Source organism: Pseudomonas sp. 20P_3.2_Bac5, from assembly GCF_025466035.1.
Taxonomy (GTDB): Bacteria; Pseudomonadota; Gammaproteobacteria; order Pseudomonadales; family Pseudomonadaceae; genus Aquipseudomonas.
Window position 1 is genome coordinate 22,151 of record NZ_JANLOA010000010.1, and the last position, 24,700, is coordinate 46,850.

The following is a 24,700-nucleotide window of genomic DNA, read 5'->3' on the forward strand; positions in this document are numbered from 1 at the left end:
TCACCCATGAGCCCCTTTTCTACGCTGCATGGGCGAGTGCGGATGCATGTCGTACAGCGCCTGAAACGCGGAGTGCAATACATGTTGAATCATGACGCTGATGACTTCCTGCCTTCGATGGTCGGTTTCGAAGTGAGTAGTGTAGGGGCAGGTGAACACCGCTGGCGGAGCCCGGGTTATCTTTTGGCGGACCGTGACCTGAGTGTCGGAGAACGCATACATGCCTGGGTTATCAGGGAGCGTGACGGGCGGGTCATGAAAACCGTTGCCTTTACCGCAGATAAAGACAACCGGGTAGTTGCCAAATGGCCGGCCGCCTTTCTCAATGCCATCAACGCCGCGCCGGTACCCAGTGGCGAACCGCGTTATTTGATCGCGGGGAAATTCAGCAATAACGGTGCGCTTGAAGTTTCCGCCACCGGCAGCCCATCTTCAAAAGCATTCTCCGATATGACATCCGCGCAGAAGGCCGAAGTCAATCGGCTCTGGTACTACGATAGTGGTTGTCGGGTCTTTACGTCCGCGCCGTTCATTGCCAACCAGGTCATTGCAACCCCGATGCCGGACCTTGATCTGGCGGCGGGTGAAAGTATTGCGGTTCAAGTGCGTGACAGAACCAACCTGCATTTATATGAAACTTTTTTGTTTGCCCCGGCAGACACGCTACGCAAGGCAACTGACTGGCCAGAGGCACTCTGCAAGCATATCGACGAAATCAAAAAGAAAGCCGACAGTACATATGGCATGTTGCGCGCTGGTAAACAGGGCGACGACAAGGTGTCCGTTTCTCCCGGTAAAACGGGCAATACACTCTGGATACCCCAGTATTCAAATCTGTCCGTGGAACTGGAGCCTGTTACCTGGCAAAAATACAAAGCCGTGGAGACATTCAAACCCACTGACGGCGCCGTCATTCAGTTTTTCGTTTATGACCGTTATTCCAATGCGCAACTGCCAGGTTCACCGTTCAGTCACACGGTGAAGGGAAGCGACTTTGCAAGCTGCATGACCTCGCTTGCAGCCGGACTGAAGAGCTCGCCCTTGGGGAGTTACCTGCGACTGGGCGGAGCAACTGCCACTGCCGAGCCAGACTTCGGCAAGCCCAATAGTTCAAACCTATGGGTCATGGGGCTGCCCGTCAGGGTGGTGACACTGGGACTACCCGGTATCACCTCGGCACATGAAAAAGCCTTGGAAAACCTGGACGGTACAGCACTGACGCTGGGTGAGTTGTTTGACAAGTACAAAGACGGCGTACGTATCACGCTGTGTGATCGGTGGAGTGGTCAGATCGCACAGGCTTGGGCATTTGAACCGAGCGTTGCCGACAAGGCAACAAAGGATGCCTGGGTTAGGGCGCTTTGTGTATTCCTCGGTTCGAAATTCGCCACCGATGCGCCGTTTGTGGGGTGCGGTGAGAACAACGCTCAACCGAGTGTGCCCATTGATACAGATAAAAAGTTTGAAACCTGGACCCTGTGGCTGCCGCCGGAGACAGAGGGGGTACTGCATGCAGAACTGTGGGTCGCTAGGGTAAACAAAAATAAGGTAGTCCCTGTTCAATTGGGCACCAAGCTGATGTTTCTGAGAGACAAGTTGGTGGCTGAAGAAGTGTTGATTATGGGGGAAATACTAGGCCTCGCTGAACCGTATGACAGAGCGAAGTACTCGGCGGCGCACTACTTTCGTCAGCTGCACGCGTGGAGCGGTGATGAAGGATTTATACACTATGGCAAGGGCATTGCAGGGCTTAGGGTTGAAAAGATAGTCAAAGAAGCCTTGGGTGGTGATGTCTGGACAACAAAAGCTCTTTCAGATATATGGTGGAACTGTGTTTCGAATGAAATATATGCTAAGGGTATCTTTAGGTCCGAACTGGCTGAGCAAAATACTTCTGCATTGCCAGCCTCTCGCGTTGCGCGTGAAGATATCCCCTCCGAGGAAGTGGAACTTTGGCAGTTGCGGTTGCCTTCTGCATATCGGATTAAAGAGTGTCTATCTTGTACTGAGAGCCATATGGTACTGAGCGTTACTGTTTCTCATGGGCTGAGTGTTAGCGCGCTGGAACAAAGTGTCGAGATCCCGGGGGAGGATTCGCTTACACCAATAAAGTGCACACTAAGGAAAGCACTGGTAAAGTGCGCACAAAGTCAACTGTACGCGATACTGTCAAGGCTGAAATATCGCAGGGAAGAGATGATTCAATACGAGACTCTGAAGTTATTCCTATGGCTGAAGGAAGATGTTCTGCAAAGGCTAAGTGTAACCGAGATACTTGAGATGCTTGAACTTGGTTCCGTAGGGTTTAATGCCGATGGTGGTTTAAAAGGTTTCGAGGTGACGACCACGCCTGCAACGTTAGAGCTTATTCGAATTCTCAAGAAATTTGAGTTTTTTGAAACAATCACGCTGGACCTGCAATTGCTGCCAAATATCGTTGAGTCGGGCATCCGGTTTGCTTTCTGTGCTCCCGAATTGATACCAGGAACAACACCTATCAAAGTACTTCCCTTGCAGGAGAACTACCATCGAAGTGGTGGCATTCACCTCCATATCCCTGACGGGATGACGATAACGTCAAACCATCCGCTCGCGTGCGCAAATTACATCAGCGAGGCTGGTATTACCCGCGCTGCTGCTTCAGCACTTACTATCGATCCACCCATCACGGGCAAACGCTTTATTCCCAGTGATTCGCTCTGTGCCGACTACGCCAACACCCCCGGCTCAGAGGTTTATGACGTCAGTGGGGCTGTCGAGAACGGTGTCGATCCCAGAACCGGGCTGTTTCACGCGCATTATCCGGTGGGGGTGATCCGCGGGCTTTACGACACAGGCCCCAACATCGACCTCACGTTGCACTATTCGGCCACCCGGGCCAATGAAAGCGCTCTTGGGGACGGCTGGGCGTTTCGCTTCTCCTCTTATGACAATCGTCTGCACCGCCTGACGCTTGCCACAGGCCAGACGCTGACCTTGACCGCGGCCAATATCGCTGATGCGACAGATAAAAAGCGCCTGCCCATCAACGGCGTGACCTTGACGGGTGCGAAAGGCTCGTTCGACAAACTGACCGACCTCACGGTGATATTCCCTTCCGGACGACAGGAGGTGCTAGCCGTACCGGGTACCCACGACAACAAAGAGGCCAGTGAGCACTACAAGATGGCGTATGTGGAAAAGCTGGATCGCTACCGAAAGAATCTGGAGCAATGGCAGAGGGAGAGCGGCGTCTCAAGCGAATCCACTCAGGAGATCAAAGACGAGATCAAAGCACTCGGCAACCTCAAGTCAGAGATGAAGCGCACGTCCCTGATACTGGTGCCGTCCACTATCACGTCACCACAAGGCAAAAGCCTGTACCTGGCGTGGGAAGGAAAAGACGGCCATGTCCGGCTGAACACCATCAGTTACTACGGGGTCAACCTGTTGACTGCCACGCATGGCGCCCCCGTCGCCAGCGGAAAGTACACCAGCACGTTCACCGTTTGGCCGGGCACGGAGGAGGAGTACAGCGTCACGCTGGATATCACCGATTGCCTGCTGACCAGACTGACCCGCAAAGGCAAAAACGATGCCTTGCCAACGCAAACCGTAGTCTTCGGCTATTGCGATGACCCGGTACTGGACCGAGTGCTGAACTCGGTGGCTGAGGAAGACGGCTCGCTGGAGGTGGTGAGCTATGTAACGGCCTGGAAAACCTGGGATCCCAGTAAGAGTCTTCACATCCCGCTGCCACAGGTTGGGCGCCATACCCTGGTGCCGGGGGCCGGTCAGGCCGTGATCAGTCACACCTGGCAGTGGAGGGGCATTAATAACGCGCTGCAAGCAGAGGGCGATTCATTTTCCTCTACGCAAACCCTGGACCTGGGTGATGGCGTCAGCGGCCCGTTCACTCGACGCACCTGGACGCTCAAGAACAGCCATTGCCTTGAAACGGAGATTGTGGAGGAAGTTCCGGGAAGTTCCCGCACTACAACCCGCATGGAATACCCGGACAAGGTCAGTGGCGACACCTTGGCGGCCAAATACCGTTGGGCTACCCAGCCCGTCAAAGTCAGCGTGACCACGGAAGATCTGCAGACGACACCCTCGGCTCCCGCTGCGCAGGAGAAACTGTCATGAGTCAGACAACAGCAAGCACTTCAGTAACAGAAACCACCCTCGTGACCTGTGATCCTGCGCTAGGACTGCCGACGAAGGTCGTGGCAGGAGACGGCCAGACGACTCATTTTTGCTATTACCCCGTGGCTGCCACTGCGAGTAAGCCGGATCACAGTGACAAGGCCCCCCAAGTGTCAGGCCTGATCACTGGCCTGCAACTGGAAAACAGTGACGCAACGCCCTTGTCAACGGCCATGGCGCTGACGTGCCCGGTGATCCATGACACAACGCAACCGCCGCTGATGGCGCAGTATCAGTTTCTGGCATTTCCTGACGGCAGCGTGTCCGACGCTACGCTGACGGTGTACGGGTATGCCAAGGCAAGCCTGAACCAGGAAGGCGTGCTGATTCCGGATACGATTTTGAGTCTGGAGGGGGTGACAGTAGATACCACTACCGTGCCCTGGACCGTGACAAAAGCAACGGGACGAGCAGGACTGTCGGTCGGCTTGCAGCAGGTCGAGCGTAAAAAAGACGACGACGTGCGGACAACCGTGAGCACCGCCACTGCCTGGTACAAGGACAACGCGGCTCGCCAGACCCGGAAATTGGTGGAGACCCTGACAGCAGATCACGACGAAGGGACGTTGCGGGCGAAAAGTGCAACCACATTGAAGGTTGAAAATCTTGAGTTGAGCCCCGTCTTGTCACACCACATCCGGTCTGCGCGCAGCGGTCGGACAGTGCGCGAAACGCAGCAGGATGACCTGGGTCGCCCGGAAAGAATGCTATTTCACACCTACGATGCCCGAGACCGGTTGCTCGGCAGCACAACCTGTCCTTATGACGAAGAAAGCTTTCTGGACGGTTCAATGCCAGAGGAAGGGCAAACCGTCGAGACAATCACGTGGACGGATACCCACAGCGGCACCTGGGTCAGTACGACCGGCCCGGACGGTCGTTGTGGCCGAGTGCTGCTGGACGGCCTGCAGCGCCCGGTACGCTGGGAGTTGCAACGCACGGCCGGCGCTGATCACGCTGACAGCAACTATGTCTGTCTCCAGGAAATGACCTACGGTGCCGATGGTGAAGTCGCACAGCAGTGCGTGTATGACTATTTCCCCGGAGGGTTATGCCTGCGCAGTGACGGCATCGCCTTGCCGGACAACCTGCGCGACTGGTTCTGGACGTCCGAAAAAACTACCGGCAAGACCGATGCGGAGCAGGGCGATAGCCTGACGACCGAAAGGCTGACCGGCACCGTGCTCAAAGGCCCGCAGCACGCGTTGGAGACGAAGCAGCGCAATCACCGGGACGGGCAGGTGACGTTGACGCAGACCCAGAAAAGCTGGGAGGCGGGCACCGATAAATTGAAAGGCACCGGCGTGGTCACCGAAGAGGTCGTCAATGCCAAGGGGCACCGTGTCAGCCTCACGGAAACCCTGCCTGGAAGCGGTACTGAGCCAGTGACGCGTAAATGGACCACCACGTTTGACGAACTTGGGCGGCGAACAGAAGTCATTGCGCCTGATACCCGGGGGGTGCAATGGGCATATGAGGGCCTGAGCACCACGCCTACCAAAATCAGCATCAAGGGCTCCAGCGGCTCGATAGTAGTGATGGGCAAACAAACCCTGCGCGGCGCAGGTAATCAGGGCGACGAGATCAAGACACGGACGGTGGGCGCAGAGGGCTCACCACTGACTTTCGAATATGACGACGAGGGACATGTTCGCCCGGACAAAACGCGCCTCTATTGCGGGAGCAGTGAAGACGGCAACACGACCTACTGGTATGCCCAAAAACATAACGAATCAACGCTGCTGGTCAAATTCGAATACACCCCGCTCACGCGGGGGATCAAGGCTAACCGACTCGCCACCAAGGACAATCTACAAAGCGCCATTACCAGTGAATGTTTGTCGCCGCAGCTTTTGGGGCTACACCGTACCAACCGGGTGGTGCGTGGCGTTACACAATCGAGGTGCAGCCAGCATTCGCTGCGTGGGAGTGAGGCGGGAGGCTTGCACCCCAGCGGTGTTTTCAGTCGGGCCTGGACGGATAGTCAGAACCGGCGCAGCCGGGTGCGACGCGGCCAACTGGAATACCGCTACCGGTATGGCGCGCAAGGTGAGTGCGAATATGTCGCCGTCGAGGACATGCGTACCGGGCGTAAACAAACCATTGCGTACCGTTACGATGAACACGGCCGGGAGGTGGAACGCACTTACCGCCTGGACGGGATCGTCAAAAGTCGCTACGTCCAGACCTGGACCGCGATAGGGCAGTTATCCAGCAAGACGTGGTATCGAAACGGGGAAAGCACCCCTGCCAGAACGGAGAACTTTGCTTATCTGACTTGGCGAGACGAGTTGTGCTTCTGGTCCGTCAATGCAACCGCGGGCCATGAAATCAAGAATGCGCAGGGCGATGTGCTCATTAGCCAGTCGTATACCTATACGACGCTGGGAAGTCTTCTGAGCTGCGTCACAACATTCGCGAATGAAGACAAAGAAGAACAACTTTATAGTTACGGTAATCTCAAACAACCGACTCTGCGAACCCGCGTGACCGTAATACGGACCCCAAAAGATGAACCTGCCAGCCAGTCGATAGAAACGCAGTTGGACTATTACAACAGCGGTAACCAAAAAAATACCGAGCGGAAGCAGGTATTCGCCTATACCCACACGGGGCAACTGCAATCTGTCACCTCAACAGAGAACGGAGCCACGCTTGCAACCTATGAATATGACGAGTTTGGACGCCTGGCGGCCCAGTGGGATGAGGCGAACAAGCAGCGCCGGGTATTGCAATACAGCGACAATCAGTTGTGCGGCGAAGTCTGGCTGGATGCAAAGGGCGATGCTATCAAGCGGCGCGTCCTCGATGAAGAAGCAGGCCTGGTGGTGCAGATGCGTGAAGGTCAGGGTGCGAGCGAAACCACCGAGACCCTGTTCATCCTGGCCGACCCACAGAATGGCGGTGGAGAGGAGTTCTGGTTAAACGCCAAGGGCGAATGGGAAAGCCGCTTCGTCGGCTTTACCCCTTGGGGAGAGGCCCCTCTGGGAGAGCTGAACGCCATGAAAAGCGGCCTGGGCTATAACGGCCAGCGCGTTGATCCGGTGACCGGCAACTACCATCCAGGGCATGGCTACCGGGTCTATGATCCGCAACACCAGGCGTTTTATCAGGGCGACAGCCTGAGCCCGTTCGGCAAAGGCGGGCTCAATGACCGGGCCTACTGCGCCGGCAGAGACCCGGTGAACTGGTGGGACAAGGACGGGCACATCATGATCAACCGCCGGGCCCAGGCGCAAAGCCTGGCCTCACTGGACGACATGATCCTGCAGTCGACGCCACCCACTCATGAGCCGGCGGAGTGGTGGGAATGGTTACTGCTCGGGGTGTTTGGTGCGCTTGCGGTTATCGGCTCGATCATGACCGGCGGTGTGCTGGGTGTGGTGTTGTTGGCCGTTGGCGCGACGGGATTCGCACTGGGCGCAACATCACTGGCACTCAAGCAAAGCAACCCGGCGTTGTCTGACAAGCTGGGGTGGGCATCGACAGCGCTCAGCTTCTTCGATGCTTCGGGGGCGGCCTTTGCGAAAATAGCCGGGCTGATCGCCAAAGGCGTACGCGCGGGCATTCAGGCGCTGCGCAGTTTGCGCCATTTCGTGAAACTCCAGGGCGTCAGTGCGCTGTTTAAAGCGTCGCGTAGCGGGCGTTATCTGGATACTGCTCGACGTACCGGCGGGAAAGTTGCCGCCGGTGGGAGAACCGGCGCCTCGGTAACTGTATATGAAAAGATGGGGCGTGACGGCAGGAATGCCCGGCTCGCTGGTGACCTGGGGTATATATTTGAAGATACATACAAAGGGGCTCCGCGGTTGAATATACACGCCCATGGAGGCCTGGTTGGTAACAGTGGGATGATGGCGCTGGATGATGGCTTGAAGTTGGCGGATGACGTATATAGAAAGCTCAGGGGTTTTGTCAATTTTGAAAAATATCCCAATATTCGATTGATCATGTGCCATTCGGCCGATGGATTGAATAATTCCTTTGCCCAGCGCTTTGCTGACCTCACGCGTTCCAAGGTGAAAGGGTATGTGGGGGGTGTGTATTCGAACTATACGGCGAATGAAGTCGGTCAGGGGTTTGCTCTCGGGGAGTTTGGAGGTGGAAAAGTAATTAATGGATTAATTGCCAACATGGATTCGCTCAGGATTACAAAAGTGAATCCTTTTAATCCGATTAACCAGTCTCATATGTTTGATCCGGTGCAATATGACCTGTGGTTGAATTTCAGATACAGTCCTGTCAAGTTTTTTCCGCGTCCCGGCGCTTCCGGACTACATGGCGTTTAAATTAATAATTCAAGAGGTTTTTGCATGTGTCGCAATGGTTGCCAGGGCGCTGCCCTGGTAACCATATCCTGCAGGTATATTGCGTCTGCATGCTCGATAGCAACTGCTGTCGCCCCCTAAAAAACCGGTTGTTGTCGACTTGCAAGAAGCCGGCCTCGATGTAGCGCACCAATCGACTCCAGTCCCTACAGCGTATTGACCATTGTCAGGCGACATCGGCTCGCCCGGTCTCAGTCTTGGGCCAAGAGCTCTGCGTCCGTCATGACATAACCACAGGCATTGTCTGATGCGTCTCCGGATCTCGGTTACCGTCGTTGTCCTTGGTCGATCCAGGCGCAAGAATCAGCGTGTACTTCTCCTGCAGGGCGCAAGTTTTATTAAACCGCTCCGGCACTTCGACCTTGCATAAGATTCTTCGCAATCTCTCGATGGAGAAGTCTCCTACGTGATTGCGAGACATTTCATTGGTTTTTGTTCTTGTTCTCATCTTGGAGTTGGCTAGTGTTGACGCAGTATTGATGCGGCACTCTGAAGGTTTGTTAATCGTGCGGTACTGGCTTTAATGCCAGGAGTTCGAATCTTCTGCGGGTCTCTCTTTTCGATTCACTTCAAGGAGATAAGCATGAGTTCCATGTTTGAAGGGCACGGCGTTGAGGGCTTTGTGGGCGCCAAATCCATGCACGGCTTTGGGCTGAGTTTCATCAAGACGCTTCCCCAGCATATCGCCCATTTAAAAATTCCAGGACGGGCAATAACGGAAGGCATGCGCAGAGGACCCTTGCGTGCACAAATTGAGCATGTGACGAGTATCAAACAGGCAATGCGCAATGTTCTTGACGCCCCCATCACGCAGACTGCACAACGCTATGCCGAGACCGCATTCAGGGCCTTCCTGAACAAGACCGACGCTGACGACGGTGTCTTGAAGTTCTTCAATGGCTGGAATGAACTTCATAAAACGACCAGCCTGGTCTCGGCAAAAATCATCATGCGTCTATCCGCGGACGCAGTGTCCGTGCCGGTGAATGAGCAAATGAACCACAGCCTCGTAATGGCGCACATGCATGAGGTCGCCAAAGATGACTTTGGCCTCGGGCATGAGGGGCATGATGGAATGTACGCTCACATGACAGCCGCTTTTGGCGCTTCGGATTGGGTCGCCAGTCGTTACACCGTTGAGGCGTGCAACAGGTTTTCCGGTTTTCTTTATCAAACAGGGGTGGCGGCGCATGGCGCTCCAGTGCAATCCGCCAGGTATCAGCAATCGATGATGGACGCCATGCTGGTCTCCGTCGCGTCAGAGCTTTGGAATGGCCGTGAATACAATTTCCTTGCGCAGTACATCGAGGAAAAGCTGCACACCCTCAATGCCTCGTTTAGAGCGGATGCCAAAGGCATTCGTAATGCCAGGGCTTATGTCACCGGGCACTCTGGTGACGTGGAAAACAGGCATGGTCTTCATGCGCTTGCCGCCGTCCAGGCATTTGGCCGGCAGGCCGGTCTTCCCTTCGAGACTGATCGGATGCAGAACATAATGCTGGATTACAACAAACGTGTCGGAGCGGCTTTTTGCGCTTTGTGCGATGTGCTTATGTAATCCGCAAATAGCTCGGAACGTTAAAAAAGGTTTTCGTATTCCCGCGTTTGAACGAGGTTTTGATGGCGTTTGAAAATGCCCTGGTCATTCTGGCGTTATTTGCTTTCTGCGGAGGCCTGATCGATGCCGCGGTAGGCGGAGGCGGGCTGGTACAGGTTCCCGCACTCCTGCATGCGCTACCTCAATACAGTCTGGCTACCGTCTTCGGCACCAATAAGCTGGCGGTGCTGGCGGGTAACCTCGCTTCGATCTTCAGCTACGCGAAGCGCGTCAGGATCGTCTGGTGGCTCTTGATTCCCACCATGGCGTCGGCGTTCGCAGGCTCGTTTCTCGGCGCCTTTTCGGTGTCGCTGATTCCCCGATCGGTCATGGAATACGCGGTGTTCATCGTGCTGGTACTGATGGCCGTGTACACGTTTGCCAAAAAGGACCTCGGCAGGACGCATGCGCACGTTCACCGCAGCGGGCGAACCGTCGCGTGGGGCATCTGCCTCGGCGCGCTGATCGGCTTTTATGACGGCGTCTTCGGTCCCGGCAGCGGCAGCCTGCTGCTATTTGCCTTCGTGAAGGTCTTTGGTTTCGATTTCCTCAACGCCTCCGCGTCGGCGAAGCTGGTCAATCTGGCGACGTTCTGCGCGGCGCTGCTGTTCTTCATCCCGTCCGGCCATGTGCTGTGGGCCATTGGCGGGTTGGTGTGCCTCAGCAATATGGCCGGGGCTTTCGTCGGCACCTTTCTGGCGCTGCGCTATGGCAGCGGCTTTATTCGCGTGTTCTTCCTGATCCTGCTGGTCTTCCTGATCGGCAGGATGGCCTTGTCCATTTTCAGCTAGTCCGCCCGCCCAACCCGCTTAGTCTCAACGGACGATGATGCCCCCAGTGCCGCTGCGCACAATGACCTCGATACCGAATTCAGCCATCGAGGAACAGGGGCATGATCGAGATTCGCGGTTTGGGCTATTTCGTCGCACAGGTCGAAAACCTCAGCCAATGGCAGCGCTACGCCGAGGATGTGCTCGGCATGCAGGTCCGGCCGGCGCCGGCGGGCGGGCTGTATGTGAAGATGGACGAGCGGCCGTTTCGCATGCTGATCGTCGAAGGCAGCGCGGCGCGCTATGTCGCGTCGGGCTGGGAGCTGGCCTCGGAGCAGGCGTTCAACGCCGCCTTGCGCCATCTGGACGAGCAGGGCGTGGAATGGCAGGCCGGCAGCGCCGAGGACATCGACCAGCGCGGCGTGCAGGCGCTGGCGTCGGTGGTCGATCCATCCGGCAATCGCCATGAGCTGAGCTGGGGCCATCGCTCCGACTGCCTGCCATTCGTCTCGCCCCTGGGCGTGCCGCGTTTCATCACCGGCGATATGGGCCTGGGCCACACGGTCCTGCCGGCGCCGAACTTCGACGCGACCCTGGCATTCGCCAAGGATGTGCTCGGCTTCGGCCTGTCGGACATCTTCAATTTCCGCCCCGACCCGTCGGCCCCACCGGTGCGCATCCACTTCCTGCACTGCGGCAACGCCCGCCACCACAGCCTGGCCCTGGCCGAGTACCCGGTGCCGTCGGGCTGCGTGCACGTGATGGTCGAGGTCGATTCGATGACCGAAGTCGGCCGCGCCTATGACCGCCACCTGGCCCAGGGCGTGAAGCTCTCGGCCACCCTCGGCCAGCACCTCAACGACCGCATGACCAGCTTCTACATGCAGACCCCGTCCGGCTTCGACCTCGAATACGGCTTCGGCGGCCTGCAAGTGGACTGGGCGCAACACTCGGCCTTCGAGTTCACCCGCGTGAGCATCTGGGGCCATGACTTCTCGGTCGGCCAGCAAGGAGCCTGACATGAACAAACAACTGACGGCGGCCGATGCGGTCGCCCAACTGCGCGACGGCATGACCATCGGTTTCGGTGGCTGGGGCCCGCGGCGCAAGCCGATGGCGATCGTCCGCGAGATCCTTCGTTCGCCAGTGAAAGACCTCACCGTGGTCGCCTACGGTGGCCCGGAAGTCGGCATGCTCTGTGCCGCCGGCAAGGTGCGCAAACTGGTGTTCGGCTTCGCCACCCTCGACGCCATTCCGCTGGAACCCTACTACCGCAAGGCCCGCGAAGCCGGTGAGCTGGAGCTGATGGAACTGGACGAAGGCATGTTCCAGTGGGGCCTGCGCGCCGCCGGCATGCGCCTGCCGTTCCTGCCGACCCGTTGCGGCCTGGCTACCGACGTGGCGCGGCTCAACCCCGAGATCAAGGAAATCCGCTCGCCCTACGCTGACGGCGAGGTACTGCTGGCGATGCCGGCGCTGAACCTGGATGTCGCCTTCCTCCACGTCAACGTCGCCGACCGCCTGGGCAACTGCCTGGTCACCGGTCCCGATCCGTACTTCGACCACCTGTTCGCCCGCGCCGCGCAGCAGTGCTTCGTCTCCTGCGAAAAGCTCGAGGAGCGCCTGGAACTGACCGCCGAAAACGCCCGCTTCAATACCTTCGAGCGCTACCTGGTGACCGGCGTGATTCACGCACCGCTGGGCGCGCATCCGACCTCATGCCCGTCCGACTACGGCTGGGACCTGCAGCACCTCAAACGCTACGTCGCCAGTGCCAGCGAGGAGGGCGGCTGGGCGCAGTACCTGCAGACCTACGTGGCCGGCGGCGAGCAGGCCTATCAAGCGCAAAACGGCGGTGCCGAGCGCATGGGCGCGTTGCCCCTTCCCGTGTTCTGAGGAGAGCGAAGAATGTCTGCCAATTGTGATTTCACCCTCGCCGAACTGCTGATCGTCGCCGCCGCCGAAGCCTGGCGCGGCAACGGCGAGCTGATCGCCTCGGGCCTCGGCGTGATTCCGCGCCTGGGGGCCAGCGTCGCCAAGCTCAGCCACAGCCCGGAACTGCTGATGACCGACAGCGAGGCCTTCCTGGTGGAAGAGCCGGTGCCGCTGGGTCCGCGCGGGGATTATCAGCCGCGCTACTCGGGCTATATGTCCTTCGAGCGGGTCTTCGAATGCGTCTGGGGCGGGCGCCGCCACGCCATGATCGGCCCGACCCAGATCGACCGCTGGGGCCAGACCAACCTGTCCTGCGTCGGCGACTACCACAAGCCGAAGACCGCGATCCTCGGTGTGCGCGGCCTGCCGGGCAACAGCATCAACCACCTCAATTCGTTCTTCGTGCCCAATCACAACACCCGGGTGTTCGTCAGCGGCGAAGTGGACATGGTTTCCGGCGTCGGCTTCAAGGCCGATCGCTGGCCCGAAGGCGCGCGCCGCGACCTGATGGATATCCGCGTGGTGGTCAGCGACCTCTGCGTCCTCGACTTCGACGGCCCCGAGCGCGCCGTGCAGGTGCGCAGCCTGCACCCGGGCGTGAGCTTCGAACAGGTTCAGGACAACACCGGCTTCCCGCTGCTCAAGTCACCGCACCTGAAACAGACCGCGCACCCGACCGCTGAACAACTGGCGCTGATCCGCCGGCTCGATCCCCACGACCTGCGCGCCAGCGCGCTCAAGGGCAACCCGCCCGGCATCCGTACCGCCTGAGACAGGAGCGCGAACATGCACAGCAACGACAGCGAATTCGTCGTGCGCCAGGACCGGTCGGCCTACGAGACCGACGAGCCGGTGCTGTACGGGGTGGCCGACGGCATCGCCAGCGTCACCCTGAACCGGCCCAACTTCAACAACGCGCAGAACTCGCAGATGACCTACGCCCTCGACGCCGCCCTGCGCCGGGCGGTGGACGACGACGGGGTCAAGGTGATCGTGCTGCGCGGCGCTGGCCGGCACTTTTCCGCCGGCCACGATATCGGTACGCCGGGGCGCGACATCGACAAGCCGTTCGAACGCGCCCACCTGTGGTGGGACCACACCAACAAGCCTGGCGGCGAGCAGTTGTACGCCCGCGAACAGGAGGTTTACCTGGGTATGTGCCGGCGCTGGCGCGAGTTGCCCAAGCCGACCATCGCCATGGTCCAGGGCGCCTGCGTCGCGGGCGGGCTGATGCTGGCGTGGGTCTGCGACCTGATCGTCGCCAGCGACGACGCCTTCTTCCAGGACCCGGTGGTGCGCATGGGCATTCCGGGGGTCGAGTACTTCGCCCACCCCTATGAACTGAACCCGCGCATCGCCAAGGAATTCCTTTTTTGCGGCGACCGCATGAGCGCCGAGCGCGCCTACCAGATGGGCATGCTCAACCGCGTGGTGCCCCGCGACGACCTCGAAAACACCACTTACGCCATGGCCGCGACCATCGCCCGCCAGCCGCGCATGGGTCTGGCCCTGACCAAACAGGCGATCAACCACGTCGAAGACCTGCAAGGCAAGCGCACGGCCATGGACGCGGCGTTCGCCTGGCACCACTTCGCCCACGCCCATAACGAATTGCTGTCGGGCGACAAGCTCGGCGGCTTCGACGCCAAGGGCATGGCCCAGGCCAACAAACAGGCGGTCGCCGCCGGGAGCGATGGCGCATGAGCGGCTGGCTGCAGACTCCGTTGACCGAAGCGCTGGGCTGCCGTTATCCCATCGTGCAGACGGCCATGGGCTGGGTCGCCGACGCCAATCTGGTGATCGCCACCACCCGCGCGGGCGGCTTCGGCTTTCTCGCCGGGGCGACCATTCCCGCCCATGAGTTGGAGGGTGAAATCCGCAAGGTGATCGACGCCACCGGCGGCAGCAACTTCGGCCTGAATTTCCATATGTTCCAGGACAACGCCGCGCAGTGCGTCGACCTCGCCATCGCCTATCGCCTGCGGGCGGTCAGCTACGGCCGCGGCCCGGACAAACAGACCATCGCTCGCTTCAAGGCCGCCCAGGTGCTGTGCATTCCCACCGTCGGCGCGCTCAAGCATGCGATCAAGGCGGTGGAGTTGGGCGCCGACATGATCACCATCCAGGGCGGCGAGGGCGGCGGTCACACCGGCGGCGTGCCCAGCTCGATCCTGTTGCCCCAGGTGCTGGACGCGGTAAATGTGCCGGTGATCGCCGCCGGCGGTTTCGCCACCGGGCGTGGCCTGGCCTCGGCGCTGGCGGCCGGCGCGGCGGGCATCGCCATGGGCACGCGCTTTCTGATGACCCGCGAATCACCCACGCCGAAAGCGACGCTGGAACGCTACCTGAAGGTCAATGACCCGCAACGGGTGCGGGTCACCACGGCGGTGGACGGCATGCGCCACCGCATGATCGAAAACCGCTTCATCAATCACCTCGAACAGGCCGGGCCGTTTGGCCGCCTGCGTATTGCCCTCGGCAGTGCCTGGCAGTGGAAACAGCACACCGGCATGAGCCTCGGCCATATGGCCGGGGTGTTCCTGCGTGCGCTGCGGGAAGACCCGTCGGCGCTGTCGCAAGTGGTCATGGCCGCCAACCAACCGGTGCTGTTGCAGCGCTCGATGGTCGACGGCCAGCCCGACGACGGCATCCTGCCCAGCGGCCAGGTGGCCGCTGCCATCGGTGAACTGCTCAGTTGCCAAGAGGTGATCGAAGGCATCGCCCGCGAGGCCGAACAGTGCTTCGACAGCCTGTTCGCCCGACAAGGCAGCCAACGCCCAGCGAATCAGCCCATCAGTATTGGAGAACCCCTGTGACCCAGGCATTCAGCACTCAGCTTCAACAGGGGATCGCGGAACTCGTGATCGCCAAACCCCCGGTCAACGCCCTCGACAGCCAGGAATGGAACGCCCTGGCCCGTGAAATCGACAGCCTTGGGGCCAACCCCGAGGTGCGGGTCATCGTCATCCGTGCCGAAGGCCGCGGCTTCTGCGCCGGCGTCGATATCAAGGAACTGGACGCCCATCCCGAGCGCATCGTCGAGGTCAACGCCGGCAACTACGCCACCTTCAAGGCCGTGCACCGTTGCCCGGTGCCGGTGATCGTCGCGGTGCACGGCTTTGTCCTCGGTGGCGGCATCGGCATCACCGGCGCGGCGGATATCGTCGTCGCCGCCGAATGCGCGACCTTCGCCTTGCCGGAAGTGGACCGCGGTGCCATGGGCGGCGGCGCCCACCTGCAACGCTTGTTCCCGCTGCAGAAGGTTCGCTACCTGTTCTTCACCGGCGACACCATCGGCGCCCGCGAAGCCATGCAATACGGCTTTATCGAGCGCTTGGTCAGCAAGGAGCAACTGCGCGAAACCGCCCTGGAAATCGCCGCGCGCATCGCCGCGAAAAGCCCGGGCATGATCCGCATCGCCAAGGAGGCCCTTAACGGCATCGAGGACGGCAACCTGGAAGACAAGTACCGCTGGGAGCAGGGTTTCACCCTGCAGGCGTACACCAGCCCGGACTCGGCGGAAACCCGTCGCGCCTTCGTCGAAAAACGCGAAGCGAAGTTCTGAGGAGGCGCCATGGAACTGACCTATACCCCCAAACAACAAGCCTTCCGCGCCGAAGTGCGTGCCTGGCTGGCGAATAACCTGCCACGCGAACCGCTGGCCAGCTACGACACCCGCGAAGGCTTCGAACAACACCGGGCCTGGGAAGCGAAGCTGTTCGACAGCCGCTGGTCGATGGTGATGTGGCCGGCCGAACTCGGCGGGCGCGGCTGCGACCTGATCGAGTGGCTGATCTTCGAGGAAGAGTATTACGGCGCCGGCGCGCCGATGCGGGTCAACCAGAACGGCCAGTTGCTGCTGGGCCCGACCCTGATGGAATTCGGCACCGAGGCGCAGAAAAAACACTTCCTGCCGCGCATGGCCGCCAGCGTCGACATGTGGGCCCAGGGCTGGTCCGAGCCCAACGCCGGCTCGGACATGGCGGCGATCACCAGCAAGGCGGTGCGCGACGGCGATCACTACGTGATCAACGGCCAGAAGACCTGGTCCACCCGCGCCACCTTCGCCGACTGGCTGTTCGGCCTGTTCCGCAGCGAGCCGGGCTCCAGCCGCCACCATGGCCTGTCGTTCCTGATGGTGCCGCTGAATGCCGAGGGCGTGAGCATTCGCCCGATCAAGGCGCTGAACGGCAAGGACGCCTTCGCCGAAGTGTTCTTCGACGATGTGCGGGTGCCGGTGGGCAACCTGATCGGCGCCGAAGGGCAGGGCTGGCACGTGGCGATGGCCACCGCCGGTTTCGAGCGCGGCCTGCTGCTGCGTTCGCCCGCCCGCTTCCAGTACACCGCGCGCAAGCTGGTCGAACTGTTCAAGGCCGAGCCCGCCGCCGCCGAGCGTGATCCGGGGCTGCGCGACGCGGTGCTGGAATGCTGGATGGGCGCCGAAGCCTACGCGCTGTCGGCCTACCACACCGTGGGCCGGCTGGGCCGCGGCGAGCAGATCGGCGCCGAGTCGAGCATCAACAAGATCATCTGGTCGGAACTCGATCTGAAGATGCACGAGACCGCCATGCGCCTGCTCGGCGCCCGTGCCGAACTGATTGCCGGCGCACCGGCCGCCGGCGACGCGGCGCACTGGCTGGAGGGCTTCTTGTTTGCCCAGGCCGGGCCGGTCTACGCCGGCACCAACGAGATTCAGCGCAACATTATCGCCGAGCGCATGCTCGGCCTGCCGAAGTAAGGAGCGGCCATGGACTTCACTTTCAACGATGACCAGCTCGCCTTCCGCGAGGCCATCAGCCGTTTCCTGATGACCGAAGCCGCTCCGGAAATGCTCCGCGAGATCTGGGAAACCGACGCCGGGCGTTCGCCCGACCTGCGCAACAAGATTGCCGCCCAGGGCCTCACCGCCCTGTCGATCCCCGAAGAGGACGGCGGCCTGGGCATGGACGACGTGGCCTGGGCACTGATGACCCAGGAGCTGGGCTACTACGCCATTCCCGATTCCCTGGCCGATACCGCCTACGTCGCCGTTGGCCTGCTGGCCGCGCTCGACCCGGGTCATCCGGCCCGCGCCAGCCTGCTGCCGCGTATCGGCGAAGGCAGCCTGCGCCTGGCGATCGGGCATTCGATCAACCCGTTGGTCAGCGACGCGCAATTGGCCGAGGTGCTGATCCTGCCCCATGGCGATGAAATCCACCTGCTGCAGCGGGCGGCGGTGGACGTCGAGGCCAACCCGAGCATCGATGCCTCGCGCCGGCTCGGCCGAGTCACCTGGAACCCGACGCCGGTGACCTTGCTGGTCGGTGGCGCGAAGGGCAGGGCAGTGCAGGCGCAACTGCTCGATCGCGGCGCGTTGTCGGTGGCCGGGCAACTGCTCGGCCTGGCCCAGCGCATGCTCGACCTGTCGGTGGACTACGTCGCCCAGCGCAAGCAGTTCGGCAAGCCGATCGGCAGCTTCCAGGCGGTCAAGCACCACCTGGCCGACGTTGCGCGGCAGATCGAACAGGCCAAGCCGGTGCTCTACCGCGCCGCCCACGGCCTGGCGCGCGGCGATGCCTCGGCCTCGCTGTGGGTGTCGCAGGCGCGCCTGGCCTGCTGCGAAGCCAGTTGGCTGGCGGCGCGCAAAGGCATCCAGGTGCATGGCGCCATGGGGTACACCTGGGAAGTCGACTTGCAGATGTTCATGAAGCGCGCCTGGGCCCTCGATGCGTCGTGGGGCGATCGCGGTTTCCATAAATCCCGCGTCGGCGAATACCTGTTCGCTGACGCCGCCCGGCTGGGTCCGGGCCACACCTTCGAGGACTGAGCGATGCCAGAAGCCTATATCGTCGATGCCCTGCGCAGCCCCACCGGCAAGCGCAAGGGCGCGCTGTCCGAGGTGCACGCCATCGACCTCGGCGCCCATGTGCTTAAGGCGCTGGTGCAACGCAATGCGATCCCGGCGGAAGACTACGACGACGTGATCTTCGGTTGCGTCGACACCATCGGCGCCCAGGCCGGCGACATCGCCCGCACCAGTTGGCTGGCCGCCGGCCTGCCGCTGTCGGTGCCGGGCACCACGGTGGATCGCCAGTGCGGATCGTCGCAGCAGGCCGTGCATTTCGCCGCCCAGGCGGTGATGAGCGGCACCCAGGACGTGGTCGCCGTCGGCGGCGTGCAGACCATGACCCGCATCCCGATTTCCTCGGCGATGCTGGCCGGCCAGCCGCTGGGCTTCGCCGATCCGTTCTCCGGCAGCCACGGCTGGCGCGCCCGTTTCGGCACGCAGCCGGTGGACCAGTTCTACGCCGCGCAGCGGATCGCCGATCACTGGGGAATCAGCCGCGAGCAGATGGAGGCCTTCGCCCTGGAAAGTCATCGGCGCGCCCTGGCGGCCCGGGACAGCGGACGCTTCGCCCGCGAGATCGTCGCCTGTGAAGGGCTGAGCGAAGACGAAACACCACGACAGACCAGCCTGGCGAAAATGGCCGAGTTGCAACCGGTGGACCCGCGTTTCCCGTCGATCACCGCCGCGGTATCGAGCCAGACCTGCGACGCCTCGGCGGCGCTGCTGGTGGTGTCGGAGGCGGCGCTAAAACGCTACGACCTGACCCCGCGTGCGCGCATCCATCACCTGACGGTGCTGGGCGACGACCCGATCTGGCACCTCACCGCGCCGATCGCGGCGACCCGCCGCGCCCTGGCAAAGACCGGGCTGCGCATGAGCGACATCGACCGGGTGGAGATCAACGAGGCGTTCGCCTCGGTGGTCATGGCCTGGGCCAAGGAACTGGATTACGACCCGGCGCGGACCAACGTCAACGGCGGCGCCATTGCCCTCGGTCACCCCCTGGGCGCCACCGGTGCGCGGCTGATGACCACGCTGCTCAACGAACTGGAATGCAGCGGCGGTCGCTACGGCCTGCAAACCATGTGCGAGGGCGGTGGCCAGGCCAACGTCACGATCATCGAACGTCTTTGAATCAAGGAGTCAGACATGGCTATCTGTAACGGCCGGACGGTGATCATCACCGGTGCCGGCGGCGGCCTCGGCCGCGCCTACGCCCTGGCCTTCGCGGCCGAGGGCGCCAATGTGGTGATCAACGATATCCGCGCCGAGGCGGCGCAGGATGTGGCGGGCGAAATCGTCGGCAATGGCGGCCGCGCCATCGCCAACAGCGACGACATCACCAGCCTCGACAGCGCCCAGCGCATCGTCGACGCGGCGCTGGCGGCGTTTGGCGAAGTGCACGTGCTGGTCAACAACGCCGGCGTGTTGCGGGATCGCATGTTTATCAGCCTGTCGGAAGAAGACTGGGACCTGGTGATGCGCGTGCATTTGAAAGGGCATTACTGCCTGGCGAACATTCTTGGTCGGCGCTGGCGCGACCAGGCCAAGGCCGGCACGCCGGTGGCCGCGCGCATCATCAACACCAGCTCCGGTGCGGGTTTGCAGGGTTCCATCGGCCAGTCCAACTACTCGGCGGCCAAGGGCGGGATTGCCGCGTTGACCCTGGTGCAGGCGGCGGAACTGGCGCGTTACGGCGTCACCGCCAACGCCCTGGCCCCGGCGGCACGCACCGCAATGACCGAAAGCGCCATGCCGGACGTGGTGCGCAAGCCCGATGACGGCAGCTTCGACGCCTGGGCCCCGGAAAACGTCGCACCGCTGGTGGTGTGGCTGGGCAGCGAACAGTCGGCGCATGTCAGCGGCCAGGTGTTCGAAAGCCAGGGCGGGCGGATTTCGCTGGGGGATGGCTGGAGGACCGGCGTGACCCGGGACAAGGGCGCGTTGTGGCGAGTGGACGAGGTCGGGTCCGCGGTGAATACCATTCTCGCCGAGGCGCCCAAGGCGCAGAAGGTGTGGGGGAGCTGAGAACGCTATCGCCGGCAAGCCGGCTCCCACAGGGATCTGCCCCGTGAGAGCTGGCTTGCCAGCGATGAGGCCATCAGCAACACCGCCGCTGATGGCGAATCGCGAGCAAGCTCGCTCCTACCGGGAGGGGGGAGGTCGCGGTCACAGCGGATAGTTTTTCAACTCCCGCGCAATCAACATCCGTTGAATCTCGCTCGAGCCTTCATAGATCTGGGTAATCCGCGCATCCCGGTAGTAACGCTCCACCGGGTAATCCTCCAGATAGCCGTAACCACCATGCACCTGGATCGCCATGGAGCAGACCCGTTCGGCCATTTCCGAGGCGAACAGCTTGGCCTGGGAGGCTTCGCTCAGGCAGGGTTTGCCGGCGCTGCGCAGGCGGGCGGCGTGGAGGATCAGCAGGCGGGTGGCGTTGATCTGCACCTGCATGTCGGCCAGCAGGTTGGCGATGCTCTGGTGTTCGTTGATCGGTTTGCCGAACTGGATGCGCTCGCGGGAATACACCAGCGCCGCTTCGAACGCGGCGCGGGCGATGCCCAGTGCCTGGGCGGCAATGCCGATGCGGCCACCCTCGAGGTTGGACAGGGCAATCGCCAGGCCCTTGCCACGCTGGCCGAGGATGTTGGCCTCGGGAATACGGCAGTTGTTCAGGGTCACCGCGCAAGTATCGGAGGCGCGGATGCCCATCTTGTGTTCGCTGCGATCGACCACGAAACCGGCATTGTCGGTCGGCACGAGGAAGGCCGAGATGCCTTTCTTGCCCAGGTCCGGGTCGGTCACCGCGAAGACGATGGCCAGCTTGGCCCGGCGGGCATTGCTGACGAACTGCTTGGCGCCATTGATGACCCAGTGGCCATCCTGCAGTTCGGCGCGGGTGCGCAGGTTGTGGGCTTCGGAACCGGCCTGCGGTTCGGTCAGGCAGAAGCAGCCGATCACTTCACCGCTGGCCAGGCGTGGCAGCCAGGCCTGTTGCTGTTCATCGCTGCCGTAGGCGAGCAGCGGGCCGCAGCCCACCGAGTTGTGGATGCTCATCAGTGCGCCGGTGGCGCCGTCGCCGGCGGCGATTTCTTCCACCGCCAGGGCGTAGGCGACGTAGTCGGTGTAGCTGCCGCCCCAGTCTTCCGGCACCACCATGCCGAGCAGGCCCAGCTCGCCCATTTTGGCGACCACGCCATCGTCGATCCAGCCGGCCTTTTCCCAGGCCTGGGCATGGGGCGCGATCTCGCCACGGGCGAAGTCCCGCGCCATGTCGCGGATCATGATCTGTTCTTCAGTCAGTTCCAGGTCTTGCATGTGCGTACTCCAGCCCTCACAGGCCTTCGAAGAATTGGTCTACCCGCTGAGGCTTCAGACCGGCGACAGTGGCGGGGTTCCAGCGCGGTTGTTTGTCCTTGTCGATGAGCAGGGCGCGCACGCCTTCGATCAGGTCGCCGTGATCGAACCATTGCTGGTCCAGGTGCAGCTCCATTCTGAAGCACTCTTCAAGGCTCAAGCGCCGGCCCCGACGAAGCAGCTCCAGGGTCACCGCCATGCCCAGCGGCGAGCGGGTCTCCATCAGGTCGGCGGTCTTCAGCGCCCACTCATGGCTGTCGCCGACGGTCACGCTACGCAGTTGTTCGATCATGCTGGCGACATCGGGCAGGGCGAAGAAGTGGTCGATGGCCGGGCGCAGGTCGGCCAGCGGCGGATCGACCAGGGTCTGGGTGCCAAGGCTGGCGAGCACGCCTTGCAGGTCCTTGAGCGGGTATTCGCTCCACTTGATGCCATCGAAACCCTGGTCGAGGGCGCCCAGTTGGTCACTGTCGACGTACCAGTCGGCCAGGCCGCAATACAGGGCATCGGCGGCCTGGACCTGCACGCCGGTGACGCCCAGATAGGTGCCGAGTTCGCCGGGAATGCGCGACAGGAAATAGCTGCCGCCGACATCCGGGAAGTAGCCGATACCGACTTCCGGCATCGCCAGGCGGCTGCGTTCGGTGACCACGCGCAGTTCGGCGCCCTGGGCCAGGCCCATGCCGCCGCCGAGGGTGAAGCCGTCCATCAACGCCACGATCGGCTTGCGGTAGTGGTGGATGAACAGGTCGAGGTCGTATTCCTCGATGAAGAAGTCGCGGTGCAGCGTGGCGCCGCTTTTATAGCTGTCGTACAGCGAGCGGATATCGCCACCGGCGCAGAAACCCTTGGGCCCCGCGCCGCGCAGCACCACGGCGTGGATCTGCGGGTCGATGGCCCAGGCTTCCAGTTGCAGGCGCAGGCTGCGAACCATCTGCAGGGTCAGGGCGTTGAGGCCGGCGGGGCGGTTGAGGGTCAGGTGGCCGATATGGTTGCGGACGTCGGCCAGTACCTGGGCGTTGTCGGTGTCTGAAGTGGCCGGTGCTTGAGCTTGCGCGGTCATCGCTGTCTCCCTGCTTTGTTATTGATTTTCCACGTGATTTGTCACGGTGTGGACGAGCGGTCAAGGATCGTCCGGATCGTAACAGTGCAAATTTGCCGAGTTCAATCCGCAAAACTGCAATAGCAATCTGCATTTTTGCATGTGCAACCGCGACCTTCGTCAGCGGTGTCGACACTTTAGCCTTGTGACCCGCTAGCACAGGGGATTAGTTCCCTCGGCCGGCGCGTTCCCGGCCCCGGCCAAAGCAGCGCCCGCTTGCGTCCAATGCAGCGTAGGGCACCGGCTGTCGGCTTTCGATAATCCCTCCCGACAACCGTCCCCAACGTTCGCGGAGAGCGTCATGCACAACAATAAGAATGCCAATGCCCGTTTCCTGCCCTTTTTGGCTGGCCTCGCCACCTTTGGCCTGGTCCCGCTGGCTCAAGCCGAAATCATGCTGTACGACAAGGATGAGACGACCTTCTCCACCGACGGCTACGTCAACGCCTTCTACGTCAACAGCGATGTCGACCGTGATGGCGAGCAGTACGACCGTCGCCAGTCGCGGGTGAAGATGGGCTTCCTGCCCAACTACCTGGGTTTCAACATGACCAAGCAGATGGGCGACCTGAAGCTGGGCGGTCGCGCCTCGTTCTGGGTAACCATCAACGACAGCGAACAGAACGGCACCGACACCGCCATCGACGTTCGTCAGTTCTACGGCACCGTGGCCAACCCCGAGTGGGGTGAAGTGCTGATCGGTAAGGACTTCGGCCTGTTCGCCCGCTCCAACATCCTGCTCGACGAACTGCTGGCCGGTTATGGCCAGGTCAGTGACACCCTCGGCCTGGTGGACGGCGGCGGCGTGTCCTTCGGCAATATCGGCAGCGGCTACCCGTACCCGTTCCCGACGTCGCAGATCACCTACCGCACACCTGTGATGGAAGGGTTGCGGGTCGCCGTGGGCATCATGGACCCGGTCGATACCAACGACGACAGCGCGGTCGGCAAGGCTTACCAGAAGAACCCACGCACCGAGAGCGAGATCACCTACCAGTTCGATCTGGGTGGCGCGAAGATCTATAGCTGGCTCAACGGCAGCTACCAGACCTCGGACAACACCGACCACAACGTCGACAGCGTGACCTCCAAAGGCGTGGGTTACGGCGTGCAGGCCAAGATGGGTGACTTCTCGCTGACCGGCTCTGGCTTCACCGCCAAAGGCATCAACCCGTTCTTCACCAACAACGCCGGCGAAGCCACGCTGCGCGAAGTGGACAGCAAGGGCTACCTGCTGCAGGGCTCGTACACCCTGGGCAAAAACCGCCTGGCACTGTCCTACGGCAAGACCAAGGACGACGGCAACGGCGCGGTGAACACCGGCGCCGACTACGAAACCCGCGGTATCGCGCTGTTCCACACCATCAACGACAACCTCAAGCTGGTGGCCGAGTACAACCAGTTCGAAATCAACGGCCATGAAGGCAACACGCAAAACGAAGACACCGACACCTTCGCCGTCGGTGCTGTTCTGACCTGGTAAACCCCACCACCGCGGGACAGGGCTTCAGCTCGGCAAGGCGCATCCTGCCGGCTGGAGTTCTGTTGCGCGGTGTTTTTCCTGGCCGCCGCTCTACAACCAATGCCACCACCACC

17 protein-coding genes are annotated in these 24,700 nt (G+C 61.4%); 15 read left to right on the plus strand and 2 right to left on the minus strand.

Going from position 1 to position 24,700, the window contains the following annotated elements; translation table 11 throughout:
- The first annotated feature begins 81 nt into the window (after positions 1-81).
- The 14 genes from NTD88_RS01630 to NTD88_RS01695 all read left to right on the plus strand — a co-directional run bounded on the left by NTD88_RS01630 (position 82) and on the right by NTD88_RS01695 (position 20,670).
- Entirely contained in the window at positions 82-4,125 is a 4,044-nt protein-coding gene (locus NTD88_RS01630) for a hypothetical protein (protein WP_262155891.1), read from the plus strand.
- Positions 4,122-8,474: an RHS repeat-associated core domain-containing protein gene (locus NTD88_RS01635; protein ID WP_262155890.1), complete on the plus strand. Its 4,353-nt coding sequence runs from the start codon at positions 4,122-4,124 to the stop codon at positions 8,472-8,474. The genes NTD88_RS01630 and NTD88_RS01635 overlap by 4 nt, the downstream gene beginning before the upstream one ends.
- Before the next feature lie 622 nt (positions 8,475-9,096).
- Entirely contained in the window at positions 9,097-10,071 is a 975-nt protein-coding gene (locus NTD88_RS01640; RefSeq protein WP_262155889.1) for a hypothetical protein, read from the plus strand.
- Between the two features lie 62 nt (positions 10,072-10,133).
- Positions 10,134-10,901, plus strand: a complete 768-nt coding sequence (locus tag NTD88_RS01645) for a sulfite exporter TauE/SafE family protein (protein WP_262155888.1) — start codon at positions 10,134-10,136, stop codon at positions 10,899-10,901.
- 101 nt (positions 10,902-11,002) lie between these two features.
- The gene (locus tag NTD88_RS01650) at positions 11,003-11,899 is read left to right on the plus strand and encodes a VOC family protein (RefSeq protein ID WP_262155886.1); all 897 of its coding nucleotides are present in this window, start codon (positions 11,003-11,005) and stop codon (positions 11,897-11,899) included.
- Position 11,900: 1 nt separating this feature from the next.
- The gene (locus NTD88_RS01655) at positions 11,901-12,776 is read left to right on the plus strand and encodes a CoA transferase subunit A (RefSeq protein WP_262155884.1); all 876 of its coding nucleotides are present in this window, start codon (positions 11,901-11,903) and stop codon (positions 12,774-12,776) included.
- 12 nt (positions 12,777-12,788) lie between these two features.
- Positions 12,789-13,586 carry a CoA-transferase subunit beta gene (locus NTD88_RS01660; protein WP_095158426.1) on the plus strand — a complete coding sequence of 266 codons (798 nt, stop codon included), beginning with the start codon at positions 12,789-12,791 and terminating at the stop codon, positions 13,584-13,586.
- A 15-nt stretch (positions 13,587-13,601) separates the two neighbouring features.
- Complete coding sequence (locus NTD88_RS01665; protein WP_262155872.1) at positions 13,602-14,519, plus strand: enoyl-CoA hydratase; 918 nt, start codon at positions 13,602-13,604, stop codon at positions 14,517-14,519.
- Positions 14,516-15,631 (plus strand): NAD(P)H-dependent flavin oxidoreductase, encoded by a 1,116-nt coding sequence (locus NTD88_RS01670; RefSeq protein ID WP_262155869.1) that lies wholly within the window; start codon positions 14,516-14,518, stop codon positions 15,629-15,631. The genes NTD88_RS01665 and NTD88_RS01670 overlap by 4 nt, the downstream gene beginning before the upstream one ends.
- Positions 15,628-16,380 carry an enoyl-CoA hydratase family protein gene (locus tag NTD88_RS01675; RefSeq protein WP_095158429.1) on the plus strand — a complete coding sequence of 251 codons (753 nt, stop codon included), beginning with the start codon at positions 15,628-15,630 and terminating at the stop codon, positions 16,378-16,380. Before NTD88_RS01670 ends, NTD88_RS01675 begins: the two co-directional genes overlap by 4 nt.
- 9 nt (positions 16,381-16,389) lie before the next feature.
- Positions 16,390-17,553 (plus strand): acyl-CoA dehydrogenase family protein, encoded by a 1,164-nt coding sequence (locus NTD88_RS01680; RefSeq protein WP_262155867.1) that lies wholly within the window; start codon positions 16,390-16,392, stop codon positions 17,551-17,553.
- Positions 17,554-17,562: 9 nt separating this feature from the next.
- Positions 17,563-18,621 (plus strand): acyl-CoA dehydrogenase family protein, encoded by a 1,059-nt coding sequence (locus tag NTD88_RS01685; protein ID WP_262155865.1) that lies wholly within the window; start codon positions 17,563-17,565, stop codon positions 18,619-18,621.
- Positions 18,622-18,624: 3 nt separating this feature from the next.
- Entirely contained in the window at positions 18,625-19,776 is a 1,152-nt protein-coding gene (locus NTD88_RS01690) for an acetyl-CoA C-acetyltransferase (protein ID WP_262155863.1), read from the plus strand.
- Positions 19,777-19,791: 15 nt separating this feature from the next.
- The gene (locus NTD88_RS01695) at positions 19,792-20,670 is read left to right on the plus strand and encodes an SDR family oxidoreductase (RefSeq protein WP_262155862.1); all 879 of its coding nucleotides are present in this window, start codon (positions 19,792-19,794) and stop codon (positions 20,668-20,670) included.
- A 141-nt stretch (positions 20,671-20,811) separates the two neighbouring features.
- Here the strand turns inward: NTD88_RS01695 and NTD88_RS01700 are convergent, their stop codons facing one another.
- A complete protein-coding gene (locus NTD88_RS01700; protein WP_095158434.1) occupies positions 20,812-21,963 on the minus strand; it encodes an acyl-CoA dehydrogenase family protein in 1,152 nt (383 codons plus the stop codon).
- 16 nt (positions 21,964-21,979) lie between these two features.
- Complete coding sequence (locus NTD88_RS01705) at positions 21,980-23,065, minus strand: enoyl-CoA hydratase/isomerase family protein (protein ID WP_262130341.1); 1,086 nt, start codon at positions 23,063-23,065, stop codon at positions 21,980-21,982.
- A gap of 340 nt (positions 23,066-23,405) precedes the next feature.
- On the opposite strand from NTD88_RS01705, the gene NTD88_RS01710 reads away from it, so the two are divergent.
- Entirely contained in the window at positions 23,406-24,587 is a 1,182-nt protein-coding gene (locus NTD88_RS01710; RefSeq protein ID WP_095158436.1) for a porin, read from the plus strand.
- Positions 24,588-24,700 lie beyond the last annotated feature (113 nt).

Coding starts and splice junctions, on each gene's coding strand:
- NTD88_RS01665 (WP_262155872.1), top strand. CDS start 13,602: ATGCACAGCAACGACAGCGAATTCGTCGTGCGCCAGGACCGGTCGGCC.
- NTD88_RS01650 (WP_262155886.1), top strand. CDS start 11,003: ATGATCGAGATTCGCGGTTTGGGCTATTTCGTCGCACAGGTCGAAAAC.
- NTD88_RS01690 (WP_262155863.1), top strand. CDS start 18,625: ATGCCAGAAGCCTATATCGTCGATGCCCTGCGCAGCCCCACCGGCAAG.
- NTD88_RS01645 (WP_262155888.1), top strand. CDS start 10,134: ATGGCGTTTGAAAATGCCCTGGTCATTCTGGCGTTATTTGCTTTCTGC.
- NTD88_RS01710 (WP_095158436.1), top strand. CDS start 23,406: ATGCACAACAATAAGAATGCCAATGCCCGTTTCCTGCCCTTTTTGGCT.
- NTD88_RS01705 (WP_262130341.1), bottom strand. CDS start 23,065: ATGACCGCGCAAGCTCAAGCACCGGCCACTTCAGACACCGACAACGCC.
- NTD88_RS01640 (WP_262155889.1), top strand. CDS start 9,097: ATGAGTTCCATGTTTGAAGGGCACGGCGTTGAGGGCTTTGTGGGCGCC.
- NTD88_RS01685 (WP_262155865.1), top strand. CDS start 17,563: ATGGACTTCACTTTCAACGATGACCAGCTCGCCTTCCGCGAGGCCATC.
- NTD88_RS01660 (WP_095158426.1), top strand. CDS start 12,789: ATGTCTGCCAATTGTGATTTCACCCTCGCCGAACTGCTGATCGTCGCC.
- NTD88_RS01635 (WP_262155890.1), top strand. CDS start 4,122: ATGAGTCAGACAACAGCAAGCACTTCAGTAACAGAAACCACCCTCGTG.
- NTD88_RS01655 (WP_262155884.1), top strand. CDS start 11,901: ATGAACAAACAACTGACGGCGGCCGATGCGGTCGCCCAACTGCGCGAC.
- NTD88_RS01670 (WP_262155869.1), top strand. CDS start 14,516: ATGAGCGGCTGGCTGCAGACTCCGTTGACCGAAGCGCTGGGCTGCCGT.
- NTD88_RS01680 (WP_262155867.1), top strand. CDS start 16,390: ATGGAACTGACCTATACCCCCAAACAACAAGCCTTCCGCGCCGAAGTG.
- NTD88_RS01700 (WP_095158434.1), bottom strand. CDS start 21,963: ATGCAAGACCTGGAACTGACTGAAGAACAGATCATGATCCGCGACATG.
- NTD88_RS01630 (WP_262155891.1), top strand. CDS start 82: ATGTTGAATCATGACGCTGATGACTTCCTGCCTTCGATGGTCGGTTTC.
- NTD88_RS01695 (WP_262155862.1), top strand. CDS start 19,792: ATGGCTATCTGTAACGGCCGGACGGTGATCATCACCGGTGCCGGCGGC.